This window comes from Embleya sp. AB8 (assembly GCF_049739465.1).
Lineage (GTDB): Bacteria > Actinomycetota > Actinomycetes > Streptomycetales > Streptomycetaceae > Embleya.
Window position 1 is genome coordinate 148,688 of the sequence record NZ_JBMHHY010000010.1, and the last position, 15,541, is coordinate 164,228.

9 protein-coding genes are annotated in these 15,541 nt (G+C 71.1%); 3 read left to right on the plus strand and 6 right to left on the minus strand.

The window, feature by feature from the left end:
• Window positions 1–12: 12 nt before the first annotated feature.
• Entirely contained in the window at window positions 13–1,014 is a 1,002-nt protein-coding gene (locus ABIA38_RS16315; RefSeq protein ID WP_424639495.1) for a hypothetical protein, read from the minus strand.
• A 140-nt stretch (window positions 1,015–1,154) separates the two neighbouring features.
• Here ABIA38_RS16315 and ABIA38_RS16320 point away from each other — a divergent pair, with 140 nt between their 5' ends.
• Window positions 1,155–4,262 (plus strand): hypothetical protein, encoded by a 3,108-nt coding sequence (locus tag ABIA38_RS16320; RefSeq protein ID WP_424639358.1) that lies wholly within the window; start codon window positions 1,155–1,157, stop codon window positions 4,260–4,262.
• A 2-nt stretch (window positions 4,263–4,264) separates the two neighbouring features.
• Here the strand turns inward: ABIA38_RS16320 and ABIA38_RS16325 are convergent, their stop codons facing one another.
• Both ABIA38_RS16325 and ABIA38_RS16330 read right to left on the minus strand, forming a co-directional pair.
• Window positions 4,265–5,041, minus strand: coding sequence for a hypothetical protein (locus ABIA38_RS16325; RefSeq protein WP_424639359.1), 777 nt, complete (start codon window positions 5,039–5,041; stop codon window positions 4,265–4,267).
• 241 nt (window positions 5,042–5,282) lie between these two features.
• The gene (locus tag ABIA38_RS16330; protein WP_424639360.1) at window positions 5,283–5,582 is read right to left on the minus strand and encodes a phosphotransferase-like protein; all 300 of its coding nucleotides are present in this window, start codon (window positions 5,580–5,582) and stop codon (window positions 5,283–5,285) included.
• 269 nt (window positions 5,583–5,851) lie between these two features.
• Here ABIA38_RS16330 and ABIA38_RS16335 point away from each other — a divergent pair, with 269 nt between their 5' ends.
• Entirely contained in the window at window positions 5,852–6,658 is an 807-nt protein-coding gene (locus tag ABIA38_RS16335; protein ID WP_424639361.1) for an SAM-dependent methyltransferase, read from the plus strand.
• Window positions 6,659–6,973: 315 nt separating this feature from the next.
• On the opposite strand, the gene ABIA38_RS16340 is transcribed toward ABIA38_RS16335, so the two are convergent.
• Window positions 6,974–7,879, minus strand: a complete 906-nt coding sequence (locus ABIA38_RS16340) for an NADP-dependent oxidoreductase (protein WP_424639496.1) — start codon at window positions 7,877–7,879, stop codon at window positions 6,974–6,976.
• Between ABIA38_RS16340 and ABIA38_RS16345 the strand changes: the two genes are divergently transcribed.
• Window positions 7,823–8,131: a winged helix-turn-helix transcriptional regulator gene (locus tag ABIA38_RS16345; RefSeq protein ID WP_424639362.1), complete on the plus strand. Its 309-nt coding sequence runs from the start codon at window positions 7,823–7,825 to the stop codon at window positions 8,129–8,131. The two genes, ABIA38_RS16340 and ABIA38_RS16345, sit on opposite strands and share 57 nt — an antisense overlap.
• Before the next feature lie 201 nt (window positions 8,132–8,332).
• On the opposite strand, the gene ABIA38_RS16350 is transcribed toward ABIA38_RS16345, so the two are convergent.
• Together ABIA38_RS16350 and ABIA38_RS16355 are read right to left on the minus strand one after the other, a co-directional pair.
• Window positions 8,333–13,666: a glycosyl hydrolase family 18 protein gene (locus ABIA38_RS16350; protein WP_424639363.1), complete on the minus strand. Its 5,334-nt coding sequence runs from the start codon at window positions 13,664–13,666 to the stop codon at window positions 8,333–8,335.
• Window positions 13,667–13,809: 143 nt separating this feature from the next.
• A complete protein-coding gene (locus tag ABIA38_RS16355) occupies window positions 13,810–15,465 on the minus strand; it encodes a carboxylesterase/lipase family protein (protein ID WP_424639364.1) in 1,656 nt (551 codons plus the stop codon).
• Window positions 15,466–15,541: the final 76 nt, after the last annotated feature.

A 15,541-nucleotide genomic window follows, 5' to 3' on the forward strand; every position in this document is an offset into this window, starting at 1 on the left:
TCGTCGGGGAAGTCAGCATCCTCGGTGGTAGATCGCCCGCAGCCACGGTTCCCCGACGATGGGCATCCGCGCGAGCGTGTACCGGAACGCCGCCCCGGACGGCTGGAACGGGTACCACGGGTGCGGTGGCAGCGGGTCGTCCCGCTCCACGCCTGCCGGCAGCCCGCCGACCATCGGCAGCCGGGTCCGGTGTGGCGGGAAGGCGAGCTCGGCCCAGAGCGCGGCATCCATGGGTACCGGCACCGCACCGGCGCGCGGCTGCCACATGTCTCCGGTCTGCGGATGGACCGGCACCAGCACCAGGTCGCCGGCCGGCTCGCCGAACCCGGGTCCCGCCAGGTCCAGCCGCTTCGCACCTTCCCCGGCGGGCAGCAGCGCGCCGAGTGCCCGGCCGAGGAGATCGGCGACCGGCCCGGGCGCCACCTCGACCGGCGCGCCCCCGGCGGCCACCACCACCTGGGCAAGAGCCACGCCCGCCGGGATGTCCCGGTACTCGCTCAGTCGGTGCCACAGCGCGCCGGTGGCCAGTACCTCCGCCCAGTCCATGACCGGCCGCTCCGGCGGGCCGGGCAGCCGCACTACCGCCTGCGGGACGAGCCGGACGACCTGCCAGCACCCGCAGTCGTCCATCCTCGTTCCGACCGGTAGATCGCAGCCCAGGCAGGCAAGGTTCGGCCCGTCCCTCCCGTCGATCCCCATGCAGTAGCCCCCGGCCTGCTCGAGGATCAGCCCGGTGCCACGCATGTCGCCGGGCGCGAGGAGGATCGTGTCCGACGGTCCGTCGGACAGCGCGCCGCACGGCGCGAAGCGCCCCCGGTCAGCCGCCTCGCGCGCCCCGACCTCGTCCCACTGCCGCCACGGCGGCCCGAACGGTTCGGGGTCGACGGCGTAGGACCCGGCCTCCAGCAGTGGCGGGTGCAGCGTCTCCCAGTGGGCATCGGCCAGGTGGATCGGCAACGCCACCTCCGACACCGCCGCCGTCAGGACCGTACCGCAGCTCGCGCACCCGAACACCGCCAAGCCGTCCCCTCCCCCCGTTGAAGCCCCTGTATCCCACCAAGCAGGCGGACCCGGGAGCAAGGGGTTTTCAGACGACGCAAACGCCCCACCGATAGGCGAGCCGGCCCGACGTCCTCGTCGCAGCCCAGCGCGCGGTGAGCGCCGCCCGCTTGCTGCCCGTCCCCGACCGGGCGCTGTCCGATCTGCTCGACGACGCCCCCTCGGCGCTGCGCACCTCGATCTACCGCGCGCTGCGCAAGGGTCGGCGGACCGCGTTGGCGGATGGGCTCATCGCCGAAGTGCTCGCGGTGCGCGGTCCGGTCGAGGCGGCCCGGGTGCTGCCGGCGTGCAGTCCGACCGTGGTGGTCGAGTACATCGGCGTGCTCGGACACGTCGACCACGTCTGGACCACTTTTGCCCGTCGGCATCCCGCGCTCGCGCTCGACGAGGCCGAGCGGCAGTTGGCCGGCCTGCCTGCCTCCGACCGCGACGAGTGGTGGACGAACCACGGGGTCGGCGTGGTCGCGGCCGGCGAGCGATTCCCGCATCGCGTCCTGGACCTGATCGAGCGTCACTCCCTGCGGCGCCCGCTGCCCTGGGCCTTCACCACGCACATCCAGCGGTTCCTGACCGCCGACCGGTCCCGGGTGCTGCGGCTGCTCGCCGCCTCCGAGCAGCGTGGCCCGACCGTGTCCAAGCTGAGCGCAGGTGTGCTGCGTCGGCTGGTCGGCGCCGGTCCCGAGTCCGCCGAACTGCTCGCACTGGGCCGCGCGGTGCGTACCGACGAGCGCACCACGGCCCGGCTGCTGAAGGCGATGGCGCCGAGCCTGCGGGTCGGGTTCTTCGACGCCGTGCATGCCGACCGGAATCGGAGTCGGGACCTGCCGACCGGCACCCTCCTGGCCGTGCTCCCGCACGCGCGCCGCCATGCCGAGGCGCGCCGGATGCTCGCCCTCCCCTCGATCGTCGACGACGAGCCGCAGCGCCTGCGCCTGCTCGCGTACCTGCCGCTCACCGAGGCACACGACGAACTCGCCGCGACCACCCGGCTGCCGAACGCCGACGACCGGGCGACCGGCTATCGGCGGCTGATCACGTGCGCGGCGCGGACCGGCGACCCCGCGCAGTTCGGCACGGTCGTACGCACGCTGACCCGGCTGCGCAACGAGCAGGATCCGGTCCGCGGCGCGGCGTTGCTCGCGGTCGCGCAGGCGCATCCTCGACTGTTCGGCGCCGACCTGGTGGAGGTACTCACCGAACTGGTCCGGGACACCCTGGAAGCGCGAGACACGTCGCACCGGACCAGGGCCGCACTCACCAGCCTGGCCGAACGCCTGCTGACCCACCATGTCGTGGGCGGCGCACCGGAGTTGACCGGGTGGGCGCTGGCCACCTTCGAGCAGGTGGCGGGCCGGTCGGGGGTGATCCGGCTGGCCGGCCCGGCCGACAACCTCCGCCATGGCCGCGAGCACGAGATCCTCGCGGTGCTGCTGCCGTGGATCCGCGCCGGAGTCGCGCGGGGCGACCACCGGCCGGCCTTCGCGCTCGCGACCACGCTGGACAGGCGGGCGTGGGCCCTGGACGCGTTGCAGGAGATCCTGCACCGAGCGACCCGGGACAAGGCGGATCACGTCGCGCGTACCGCGATCACGCTGTGGTTGGCCGACCCGCATCGGCGCGCCGAGCGGGCCGCCGAGTTGGTCGGGTGGGACGAGTCGACGCCGACGGTGCCGGTGGTCCTGCACGCGCTCGCCTATCGCCGCACCGACCTGCTCGACGCCTACCTCGACGGCTCCGCGCTGCGTGGCCGGTTCGGTACGGACGGGGTGCGGTGGATCCCGTACCTGCCCCTCGACGCCATGGGGCGGCTGCTGCCCAGGCAGCAGCGGGCGTACGCGGCGCGCCTGGTCGAACTCGCCGACGACGTCCGGCAGCACGGCGACACCCGCGCGCAGGCGGTCCGCAGGCTGGCCCGGGTGCCCGGGTTCGGCCGCGTGGTGCTGCACGGGTATCTCGACTCCTCGGACGTGCCGTTGGTGGAGGCCGCGCTGAACGGTCTCACCCATACCGACGACCCCGGCGCGGCGTTGCCGATCCTGCTGGCGCACGTCGGCGACGACCGGGCTCGGGTGGCGGCCTATTCGATCTCCCGCGCCGCCCGCCACATCGCGCCGAGCGTGCTCGAACCGGCCCTGCGGCAGGTGCTGTTCGGCCCGTCGAAGGTGACCTCGCGCAAGGAGGCGGCCCGGGTGGCGCTGCGCGAGGCGCTGCCGGGCGCGGTGGCGTTGTTGGCGCAAGCGTGGTCGGCGCCGGATCAGCATCGCGACGTGCGCGGCGCGATCGTGTCCCAGCTGTCCACGCGGCTGGATGACCAGACGTCATGGACGGTACTGCGAGCGGCGATCGACGGCCCGCGCGAGGCGGCCCGGACCATCCTGGCACTTCAACCGACCGCTCTCACACCCACCTTGCGGGCCCGGTACGCGGAGCTGGTCACCACCGCGTGCGCGAGCCCGGACACCGAGGTGCGCCGGGCCGCCTATCGCGCCTTCCCGCGCTGGGCCCGGTATTCGCCCGTCGGCATCGCGGCGATCCGGGACGCGGTCCTGGACCTCGGCAGTCAAACCGGATGGCGCGAGGCGGCCGAGGCGCTGCACACCTTCACCACGAACGGCGTGGCGCCGGACACCTACCTCGAAGTGATCGAGTCGCTGATCGCCCTGGACGGCGCCCCGGACACACCGAACGCCGACCCGGACCGCGACCGTCCGGCCCGCCGCCGCCTGACGACCCTGCTTCGACAGGCACGCACGTGGGCGGACCGCGACCCGGCCGAATCCGCCTCGGTGTTGCGGCCGGTACGGTCCGCCCTTGCCGCCGTACCGGAGCTACGCATCGAGGCGGCCGTACTGACCGCGTCCGGCCTCTCCCTGTCCGGCGACACGATCGAGGCCGAACTCGCGGCGCTGGTCGAGCTGTGCGCCGGCCGCGCGCTGCCCGCAATCGAGGCGGCCGGCGTACTGCGGGACCGCCTCGGCCGGGCAACCGCGACGATCGACCCCGACGCGCTGTCCACTGCCGCCCGCCTGCTCGCGGCGCAACCGGCCCCAGCGGCGGGCCTGTTCGGCTGCGCGTTGGTAGGCGTACTCGGTGCGCAGACCGGTTGGCCGGCCGAGTGGCGCGCACTGCTACGCGACCTGCGCGCGCACCCGGACGCGGACGTCCGCGAGACCGCCTTGGCGGTGCGCACCACCGCGGCCTGAACTCAGCTCTGTTCGGTGCGCAACAAACGCAGAAACGCCTTGATGCCGGAAATCACTTCCTGATTGTCCGTCAATTGGCTGATGGTGTCCTCGAAGCGCCGACCGAGGGCGTCGATCTTGCGATCCCCCGCGTGATACTGCGCGGTTGCACGTTCGGCGTCCTCCATGGTCGCGACCTTGAGCAGGCGGACGGTCTCGCCCAGCTCCTTGGTGCTGTTCTCCAACATTTCGAGCCTGCCCTCGAGGACGGTCACCCGGTCGATCAACGCAAGCACGTCCGCACGGGGGTGGGTCACCTCACGCAGCATGTTCCGCAGCCGCTGACCGAGGTACTCCAAGTACGCCTGACTGGGCCGAAACAGCGTGCTCAGCAGATAGAACCCGGCGAACCAGTACCCCACCACGCCGCCGGACACCCAGGTGATCACCGCGATCACCGCGGCCGAGATCACATGCGCGCCGATCGCGCCCCACAGCAGCCGCCGGGCGATTCGCCGCGCCTCCGGCTCACTGGCCGCGGAGACCGCGAGGCCCCTTTCCCGGCTGATCTTGATCTCTTGGATCAACTGCCGGGCCCGGAAGTACAGATTCCACGGCACGGTCAGCACCATGATCAACCAGAACAGACACAGCGCACCCGCGCCGAGCGACAACAAATCGGCCAACGACGTGTCGTTGACGAAATACAGGACGACCCCCAACGCCGCCGTCCCGACCACAAGCAGAATCCCCAAGCCCTTGGCCCCACCCACCGGAACTCCGCTCCCCAGCACAGCCATCCCGCCGCCCACTCGGACGACCTGATCGGACTGTAGGGCATGTCGGAGCACCTTCGGGGCCCGCGCGCGTCTGGGCCCGCGCCCGTCTGGGCCCGCGCCCGTCTGGTACCGCCCCGGCGCAGCAACACCACCCGATGCCTGCGCTGGGACCGCGGCCACGACGGTGATCGCATGCGCACGATCCGCACCGCCGGCGCGGTGGCGATCCCCGGGGCGCCCCATCGGCCGGCGGCGGGGGAGGTCACGGGCGGCCGGGGTGCGTCGAGGGAGAGGGCGAGGTGTCGGCTGGCGGGTGCAGGGCGGTGGCGATGTGGTGGGCGCGTTCGGTCGGGTCGAGTTCGGCGGAGTTGACGTCGAGGTCGAAGTCGTCGGGCACGCATACGTCTTGGTGGCCCCGGCTGAGTCCGCGGAAGCGTTCGGGGTGGCGGTCGGCTTCGCGTTCCTCGAGGACGGGTAGTGGGGCGTGGATGCGCACCCACAGCACGTCTTGGTCTCGGAGGTCGTGGTGCCAGGCGGGCATGATCGCGTCGTCGATCGGCATGTCGTCGACGATCCCCGTTGCCTGCCGGAAGGGCCGAAGGGGGAGCCTAGTTGCTCGGGTGCTCGGGTGCTCGGGTGCTCGGGTGCTCGGGTGCTCGGCGGAGCGACGAGCGTGATCATGGGGTGCCCTGCAACGTCCTCGTCCGCCGACGACCGTGTGGCGCGGTGAGGTGATGTCCGGCCACTCGTCCGGGTGTTGCGGGCCGTGCGCGCAGGGTAGTTCGACTGGGACCGGCCATCCATGATCGACGACGTTGGAGGTCCATCGCCGTGGTTGACGAGGCTCGCACCGACATTCCGCATTCCGCGCGGATCTGGAACTACTGGATGGGTGGTACGGACAACCACGACATCGATCGTCGAGTCGGCGACGCGTCCCTGGAGATCGACCCCGACATCGCGGAGATGGCGACCGAGAGTCGCAGATTTCTGATCCGCGCCGTCGGTCATCTGGCCGGCGAGGTCGGCATCCGGCAGTTCCTCGACATCGGCACGGGTCTGCCCACCATGCAGAACACCCACGAGGTGGCCCGGGGCATCGCCCCCGATGCCCGCGTCGTCTACGTCGACAACGACCCCCTGGTGCTGACCCACGCGCGCGCCCTGCCGGCCGGCACGGCCGGCACGACCGGCGAGGGCGTCGCCACCTACGTGGAGGCCGACTTCAACGACCCCGAGCGCATCCTCGACGAGGCCGGGAACATCCTCGACCTCACCCGGCCGGTCGGCGTGATGTTCATGGGCGTGCTCGGACACGCCCGGACCCACGACGACGTGCTGCGCATCACGAGAACAGTGCTGGCCGCGGTGCCGCCGGGCAGTCATCTGGTCTACTGGGACGGCACCACCGACAGCCCGCACTACGTGCGGATGTGCGAGGAGTACGCCAAGTCCGGCGGTGTGCCCTACATCCCGCGCACGCAGGACCAACTGCGCACCGTCTTCGACGGTCTCGAGCTGCTCGACCCGGGTTTCGGGAAGATCACGCACTGGCGACGACCGGATTCCGAGCCGGCCGGGGCGCGCGAGATCGCCGCCTACGGTGGGGTCGCGCGCAAACCCCGGTGCGACACGTAGGTCGCAGGTGCCGAGTGAGCCCGCCCACCCCGCCACCAACCGGCCCGAGGCCGCAGGCGGTTCACCCGAACGAGATCGATCAGGCCCGCCGCATCCACCGCACGGTCGCGGCCAGGACCGGCCCCGCCGGCCCAAGTACCCCGCCTCTGCCGGGCGGGCGTCGGCCGGCACGATGCCGAGCCCGAGTCGTGCGCCACGTCGTCGCCCTCGTCGCCCTCGACGATCTCGACGATCTCGACGCCCTCGATGCGTTCGCGCGCCACCGTCGAGTGCGCCCGGCGAAGGGTGGTGGTGCGGATGCCGGCAAGGGGTGTGTCAGGAGGCGACGCGCAGGACGAGCTTGCCGCGGGTGCGGTCGGTCTCGCCGCGGGTGTGGGCCCGGGCGACCTGCTCCAGTGCGAAGACCTCCTCGACCTCGACGGTCACCGCGCCGGCATCGATGAGTTCGGCGATCCGGGTCAGGGCCGTGCCGTCGGGTTCGACCAGGAAGGCGCTCGCGCGCATACCGCGCGAGCGAGCGGCCTCGGCCAGCTCGGCCGAGACCCCGGCGGGGATCGCCACGAGCAGGCCACCGGGGCGCAGCACGTCGAGCGATCGGGTGCTGGTGCGGTCGTGACCGTCACCGACCAGGTCGATGACCACATCGACGTCTCGGGCCACGTCCTCGAAGCGCACGGCGGTGTAGTCGACGAGTTCGTCCGCGCCGAGTCCGGTCAGCCAGTCGTGGCGGCCACTGCTCGCGGTGCCGATGACGTGCGCGCCCAGGTGCTTGGCGAACTGGACCGCGAAGTGCCCCACCCCACCCGCGGCCGCGTGGATCAGTACCCGCTGACCGGCGCGGAGCCTCGCGGTGTCCACCAGCGCCTGCCACGCGGTCAGGGCGGCCAGGGGAACGGCGGCGGCCTGTTCGTGGGTGAGACCGGCGGGCTTGCGGGCGAACTGGCGCGCCGGTGCGGTGACGTACTCGGCGTAGCCGCCGACCGCGCGGGGGAACCACGGCATCCCGTAGACCTCGTCACCGGGCTCGAAGGTGGTCACCCCGAAACCGGTCTCCTCCACCACTCCGGAGACGTCCCAGCCCGGAATGAACGGCGGCTCGCCCAGCACCCCGGCCATACCCGTGCCGGAACGTGTCTGCCAGTCCACCGGGTTGATCCCGGCGGCGTGCACCCGCTGCTCGCCAACAAGTGGTCGGCACTGGCCATCGGCGCACTCGAACAGGGCCCGCGACGCTTCGGAGAGCTCCAACGGCGCCTCCAGGGCATCAGCCCCAAAGTCCTCACCCAGACCCTGCGCCGGCTGGAGGACTCCGCCATCCTCACCCGCACCGTCTACCCCGCCGTACCCCTGCACGTGGAGTACGCCCTCACCGAGCTGGGCCACAGCGCCGCCGTCCCCCTCGGCCTGCTGCGCACCTGGGTCGAAGAGAACCTCGACAACACCGCCACAAGCCCGTGCCGGCCCGGAACCTGACGGGTCCGACCCGAAAGTGAACCGCTGCCGGGTTCTCGGTAGGCGGTCCTGTCGTGCAGGACGTGCCGGATCGCGATGGCGAGCTTGTGCACGGCGATGCCGAGCAGGCGTTTGGGGCCCCGGTCCCGGGCGAACGGCGCCACCCATGGTCGGGCCCGGCCGCCACGCAGGTTGCGGAGGCCGGGCCGACGGAGCGGTCGGTCAGGACCTGGCTGCGATCCTGAGCCAGGCGGGGTCGTTTCCGGGTTCGCCCATGGTCCAGTATTCGGCGCGCCAGTAGGAGCCGTTCCACCAGACGGTGCCGGTCGTGGCGCCGGCCCGGTCGCCGCTCACGATGTGCGTGTCGGGAGCGGTGGCACCGGTCGCGCTCTCGGCGTAGGTGCCGTTGTCGGCCCGGAGTTTGAACGTCCTTCCGTGCCGGGGCGCGCCGGTGCCGCCGTCGACCCCCGTGTTCGGGTCGGTGTCGACGAACCACCAGTGCTGCCTCACGTTGTCGCGGTCGCAGTCGGTCGTCGTGACGTCCCCGGCGATGTCCCCGGCGGTCATGCACAGGCCGCCGTTCTCGAGCGAATACCAGCCCCCGTCACCGACGTTCGCCTTCCAGGCCTGGTTGCCGTTGCCGTCCTGCGCCGGCCACAGACCGACGCGGTGTTCGCGCGTGTTGTGGTCCATGACGATTCCGTCGCCCCGCTCCAACTGCCAGGTGCCCGAGCCCTTGTCCCATGCGGTCCAGGTGCGGCCGACGGTGGGGCCGTAGGGGCGGGTCTTGTCGTTCTTGCGGCTCGCGTCCCACTGCGGTGCCCGGCATTCGGCGCCCGTGACGGCGGGTGGTTCGGTCCGGCCCACGTTGCGCCGGAGGTCTCCGGTGGTGCCGTACTCCTTGCCGTCCATCCTGATCACCGTGTTGGTGATGCCGGTGATCGGCAGGTAGTACTTGAGCGGGATGTCCATACTCTTCCCGGGTGCGATGTCCTGGCAGTACTCCAAGGTGATGGTCAGGCGGTGGAAATCGGCCTTCAGGCCGCCCACGTTGGGGCCGCCGCGCCCGGGGGTGAGGCCGGTGAGTGGCTGCCAGGCGCCGTCCTTGACCACCGGCGGCGTGGACGTGGGCAGGTCGAAGGCGATCTCGGTGCCCCGGACCAGGGCAGTCCCGGTGTTGTTGGTGATCCGCAGGGTGGGCTGGAGGGACCACATGTCCTTGGCGTCGGTGGGGAAGTCGACCAGTTCGGTCCGCACGTCCACCACCTGGTCCGGCAGCCGGGTGGCGCCGGCGCGATCGGCCTGGTACGTACCGGAGTTGCGCAGCGCGTTGTCGATGCGCGTGGTGACGTCGTAGCCCATGCCGTACTGCCCGCCGGGGCCGCCGGTGTAGTCGCCGGCGAGTTCCCACAACATCACGCCGCCGATGGCGTTGTCCTTGACGTACTGGGTCTTGGCGTCGATGGAGGCGTCGTTCTCGGTGGACAGGAACACCTTCTTGTCCGCGTTCCACAACCAGGACGCCTGCAACGTGGGGTCGTACTTCTCCTGGTAGGTGCCCCTGAGTCGACCCGCCTCCGTGCTGGTGTCGGTGTAGGCGGACAGGTAGCTCGGCGTGATGCCGTTCTGCAGATTCCTGGCGTGCCACAGCGGGTTGGAGCCGGCGGCCACCTCGCCGCCCCGGCCGTCCGAGTCGTGCCAGACGTTGTCGACGCCGACGGCCCCGCTGCCGCAGGGGGCGGTGATGCCGGTGCCGGGCCGACACTGCTTCTGGTCGGGCAGCGCGGCGGTGCCCCACAGGCCGTCGGTGCCGCCGCTGACGTTCTGCCAACCGCGCGTGTAGTACGGGATGCCCAGGTTGATCCGGCCGGGCGGCAGTGCGCCCCGGTAGTAGTGGTAGGCCCAGTCGACGTTGAAGTATCCGGTCTTGCGGTAGTCCTTCGTGTTCGGGTCGGTGTCGTTGTAGACCCCGGCGGCGGCCAGTTCGTTGTCTCGGCCGTCGTCGTACAGGGGGGCCTGCGGGCCGACGAAGTTGTTCCAGGAGCCGTGCAGGTCGTAGGACATGACGTTGACGAAGTCCTGGTACTGCAGCGCCGATCCGGCGTCGTAGCCGCGCACCAGATAGCCCGAGCCGGAACCGGCCGAGGTGAGCAGGTAGTAGCGGCCCCGGTCGGCGCCCGCGCGGTCCAGCTTGGCGCGCAGCGTCTTCATCAGCGCGGTGTAGCCCGCCTGGAGCCCCTTGCGGCGCGGGTCGGCGAGGTCCCAGTCGTTCGGATTGCCGGTCTGCGGCAGGGCGGTGGGGTATTCGTAGTCGATGTCGACCCCGTCGAAGGCGTCCTTGAACCGGTCCAGGAAGCCGACCATCGAATCGGCGAAGGTGTCGATCCCGGCCTGGTTCACGCTGCCGTCGGCGTTGCCGGCCATCGCGTAGAAGCCCTTGGTGTCGGCCCAACCGCCCACCGAGATCAGCGACTTCACCTGCGGATGCAGCTTCTTGTACTTCGCCAACTGGTTGAAGTGCCCCCGGTACGGCAGGGACGGGTCCATCTCCGCGCCCGCCACCCCCGGCCAGGTCATCCCGGTGGCCGGGTTGGTCGGGTCCTCGGTGTTGCCGATCGAGATCTTGTTGTCGACGACGCCGGCGAAGGCGTAGTCGAGGTGCGTCACCTTCGACCAGGGGATGTTCTTCACCAGGTAGCGCGGGTCGCCCTTGGCGCCGGTACGCCAGCCGGTGAAGTAGCCCACCACCCGCTTGTCGTGCCCGGCGCCGCCCAGCCATTCACGCCCGCCGGCGTCGTACACGTCGCAGTAACGCGCGTCCACGCCCGCCGTCGCGGCCATGCCGTCCGGCCGACACTGCGCCTGCGAACCGGACACGGGCGGCTTGGCGACCCGCTGATCCGGCGCCGCGTCGAACGGGTCGCCGGCTCCGGCCGGCGGCGTGGTGAACGACAACTTCCACCACTGCGCGGCGCTCGCGTCACACGGGGCCACCGTCAGGTCGGCGCCCTTGCCCGAGGCGGTCAGACAGTTCTGGTCGACGGCGCTGTGCAGCGCGTACCAACCCTGGCCACCCGGTTCCAACTCCCACTGCTGGTTCTCCTTGGCGGGGTCGGCGCCCCACACCACCACCTGCTGGTTGGCCATGTTGCGGTCCAGGACCGTGTTCGGCGCCGACGCGGTGCCGAGCTGCCAGGTCCCGCCGCCGCCCAGATCACGCAGCGCCCACTGCTGGTTCGGCTTGGTCCCCTCCGGATCCCAGGCCAACACCCGGGTGCCCGGCGCCGTGTTGCCGCCGGCCAGGTCCGCAGCCGGGCCGGCGGCCGAGGTCAGGGTCGCGAACCGGCCACCCACGGGCTGCACTCCGCCCGGCTGCGCCGGGGCCTGCCCGCCGACGCTCTTGTGCCCGGCGCGCTGCTGCATCTCCAAGTCGCCGCGGTTCTTCACGACTTCGCCGTCGAAGACGGTGCCGCACAGCGACTTGAAGCGCGCACAGATCCGGGCCGGACCCTCCACGACCCGGTCGGCATTCGCCTCCGGCGTGATCTTGATCTTCACGTACTTGTCGCCCTTGAACAGGTAGGCGAACTCCCCGAACATGAAGGCGCTGTCCAGGTCCCGGGTGAACTCCGGGGCCTTGTCCTTGAGGTCGCCCCAGTTGTCCGCGATGGACAGCGGACCGTTGGTGATCTTGTCTCCGGTGCCGCCGAGGTCGACGGCCATCCGGGCGTACTGGTCTCCCTTGAACAGGTACACCTCGTTCCGGAGCGCCAGTTCACCGGGCACGTCGAAGACCGCGTCCACGCCGTGCTCGAAGACCGTCCCGCGCAGCGCGTGGAACGCGTCGCCGATCGGCTTCGGCTGGTCCGCGACGGCGACCGTGGCGTCGACCATCCCGCGCGCGCCCGGCTTCATCCGCGCGTAGCGACCGTCCTTGCCGAAGACGAGGAACGTTCCGTCGCCGAGACTGGACAGGGTGGACACTGCTGCGTCGGCGTTTTGCAGGAAGGTGTTCTCCGGCTCGGGGAAGTCGCGGGACGGCGTGAGCGTATCGGCCGCTTCGGGCTTGTCCGGGTCGAACCGCAGCGTCGCCGTCCGACCGGCCGAGAAGAGTTGGAACCGGATGTCCTTCCCCGCCCCCGACAGATCGACGAACGACGCGTCGATGCCGCGCGGCGCGTCGATGAGCGCAGGCGGCGGGGCGGATCCGTGGCTACAGGAAACGGGGGTCAGCTCCAGCCGGTTCAGGCTCTGGGAAGCCGCGTTCCAGGAGCAGTGCTCCCAGGTGTCCTGGGGCTGTTCCTTGCCGGCCGGCCCCAGCCGCAGCACTTGCTCGGCCGACGCGTCGTCGCTCCACACCGCCCGGTCGTCCGCGTTGCGCAGGGCGCCGTTCTCGTCGAACCGCCACAGTTGGCTGTTCGGCGGCGTATCCGTCGCGCAGGAGACCAGTTCCAGTGCGGGCTCGTCTCCCGCCGAGGACTTGGGCACCAACGACCGGGTCCCCAGGCATCGCCTCGACAGCGGGTTGACCAGCAGGAAGAACCGCACGCCCCGGACCACCACCGAGCCGGACTCCTGGAAGGTGCTCGACAGGGCAGGGGTGGACGAGCCTTCGGCGAAGTGGCGCCCATCTTCTCGATCGGACACCCCGATGTACCTTTGGTCGCGCTGGTGGCGAAGCGTGTGCAAGGGCCCGTCGGCGTCCTGCAGTGCGGTGAATCGGAAGAACACCGGGTAGTGGTCGGAACCCGTGTAATCCCGGCTGGTCCAGGGCGTGTCGGTCGGGCGGACGCGGTTGGCGACCGCGTAGTCGTACTCGTTGCCCCGGCTTCCCGGCGGGAACTCCTCCGGTCGGCCCATGGTGTTCTGCTGAGTCTGCTGTCCGGTACTCAGCATGATCTCGTCGGGCCCGACCGCGTCCCAGTCCCGCAGCATGCGAAGGGGCTCCACGTTGAAGTCCCCCATGGTGATCCACGGGTCGTTCGGGTGTGCGGTGCGGATGCCTTCGAGCAGATTCGGTGCGTCGTTGAGCTGGTTCGCCCGCGAGTCGGCGTGGATGTTGTACAGCCAGGTCCGGCCCAGCCGTACGCCGAAGGCCGGACGCGGGGAGTTCGGTCCCGCCGTGGCGGGGGTGGCCCTGAGCTCGTCTGCGGCGCGATCGGTGACGATGACCCGGGTGCGGTGGGCAATGTTGGTTCGTTGCAGGACGTATACGTAGTACGTCCGCCCGTTCGTGGGATTGCGGAACGTGTAGGTGCCCAGCCGATCGTTCGGATCGGTACCCAGTTGTTCGAGCTGCCCGATTCGGGTGAACATGGCGGGCCGCTGCTCGAAGAAGTTGGGGTCGTTGTGCTCCTGGAGGCTCAGGACGTTGAGATGCTCCTCGTCGAGCATCCGGGGGATCGCCTCCGTCCATTTCCCCTGGGCCCCGTTGTGCATGTTCCAGGTCGCGACCCGGAATTCGTTCCGATCCTGGGCCCGGGCAGGGGTGACGATGCCTGGGAAGAACGACAGAACTCCCGCGACGAGGGCCGCGGAGAGGATGCAGGCAAGCAACCCGAGCCCCGGTTTTCGGTTCGCCCGGGATATCGGAGCATCGGGTATGGGGTTCCGTCCGTGTGCCGGCGACGGACTCTGGGCAGGCAATCTGACTCCCGCGATCGACTCGGAATGTGGATGTGGCGGACGGTCGCGGTGACTTACCGGAGGAACGGTTGGTTCCGCCAGAACGCCCAGTTGTGCTCGGCTGCGAACTCGTCGTCGTGAGCGACGACGGTTCCTCCGGGGCGGAAGGCGACCGCCGACGGGAGGGTCGGCCAGGTGGTCCGGACGCGAGGGCCGTTGGGATCGCCGGTGCGGACGAAGTTCGCCCAGTACTCGATCAGCTGCCGCGACAGTCGGCGCTGCTCGGCGTTCAGCCGCACGGGCAGGTCGGCGACGTTGAACAGGTACGGCAGTTCGGCGGTGTGGTAGGCGCCCAGGTCGAAAGCCTGCCCGGGCAGGGCGGGGGCCGTGTCGGCGAACTCGTAGGCGTACACGGGCGCGTACTTCGCCAGATCGTGTGCCTGGCTCCGCACATCGCCCACCCACGCGTCGGTCAGCGCGGTGCCCAGCACGACCGGGGGCCGGGCACCCGCGGTGAGCGGGTACCGGTCCAGGGCCGCCGGAACGCCCATGTCGCGCAGATTGCCCGGGTAGCTCGCGTCGGTGATCGGATATCCGGCCTTCTCCATGAGGAAGCCGAAGATGCGCATCTCGTCCTTGTTGGTGCCGGTCAGCACCGGGACGCGGGCGGCCCGCCCCGCGCGGATGGCGTCGGCCGGATTCTCCGGGAGGACCGATCCGCCCGACACCAGCCACGACCCCCTGCCGTAGGTCGGCAGCCGGCCGAGGGGGATCGGGTAGCCCAGTTTGGTCGCGCTCCGGCTCTCGGCGGCGGTGATCTTCCGGACGTCGAGGTCGCGCAGTTGCCTCGCCCGGTCGGGGCCGGTGGGCACGCCGAGCACGTTGGTGACGTAGTCCGCGCCGGTCTGCCGGGCGGTCTCGAGCGGGATGGTGGAGGAGGCGTCCGCGCTCTCCATGACGGCCGCGTCGAACAGACCGAGGGAACCGGGCGCGACCAGATGCGCGGCAACCGAGATGCCACCGGCGGATTCCCCCGCGATGGTGACCCGGTGCGGGTCGCCGCCGAAGGCCGCGATGTTGCGCTTGACCCAGCGCAGCGCCGCCTGCTGGTCCTGCAGGCCGTAGTCGCCGCCGGTACCCTCCGGGTCCAGCGACGGATCGGCGAGGAAGCCCAGCGGGCCCAGTCGGTAGTTGACGGAGACCACGACGATGCCCTTGCGAGCCAGTGCGGAGGTGTCGTAGGCGGCACCGCTGCCCCCCGTGAACGAACCGCCGTGGATCCACACCAGCACCGGCAGGTGGGAACCGAACGGGGTCCGGACGTTCAGATCGAGGCTGTCCTCACTCATGGGCCGGGGTGTGTGGCCGGGGTTGAGATCGACGGGAAGCAGCCCCGACCCGTCGGCCGGCTGCATCGCCCGGTTCCCGGGCCGGGTGGCGTCGCGCACCCCCGTCCACGGGGTGACGGGTGCGGGCGAGCGCCGGCGCAGGTCGCCGACGGGCGGGGCGGCGTAGGGGACGCCGTCGAAGGTCCAGGTGCCGTGGTCCGCCGCGCCGCGCAGCGCGCCGGAGTCGGTCCGTACCACCGACGCGGGCCGCACGGCGCGGCCGGGAGGTGCCCCGCCGTCGGATGCGACAGCGGTTCCCGGGGTGGTGCCCAGGCCGAGTACCGCCGCAGTCGTCGTCGCCACCAACGCCGCGACCTTGCTCTTCCATGTCGTGAGCTGCATGACGTACTCCTCGATTCTCCGGATGACGGTGCCGGGCAGGGGGCGGTCGGCAGGGAGCGGTCCGGCCGGTCCGGTC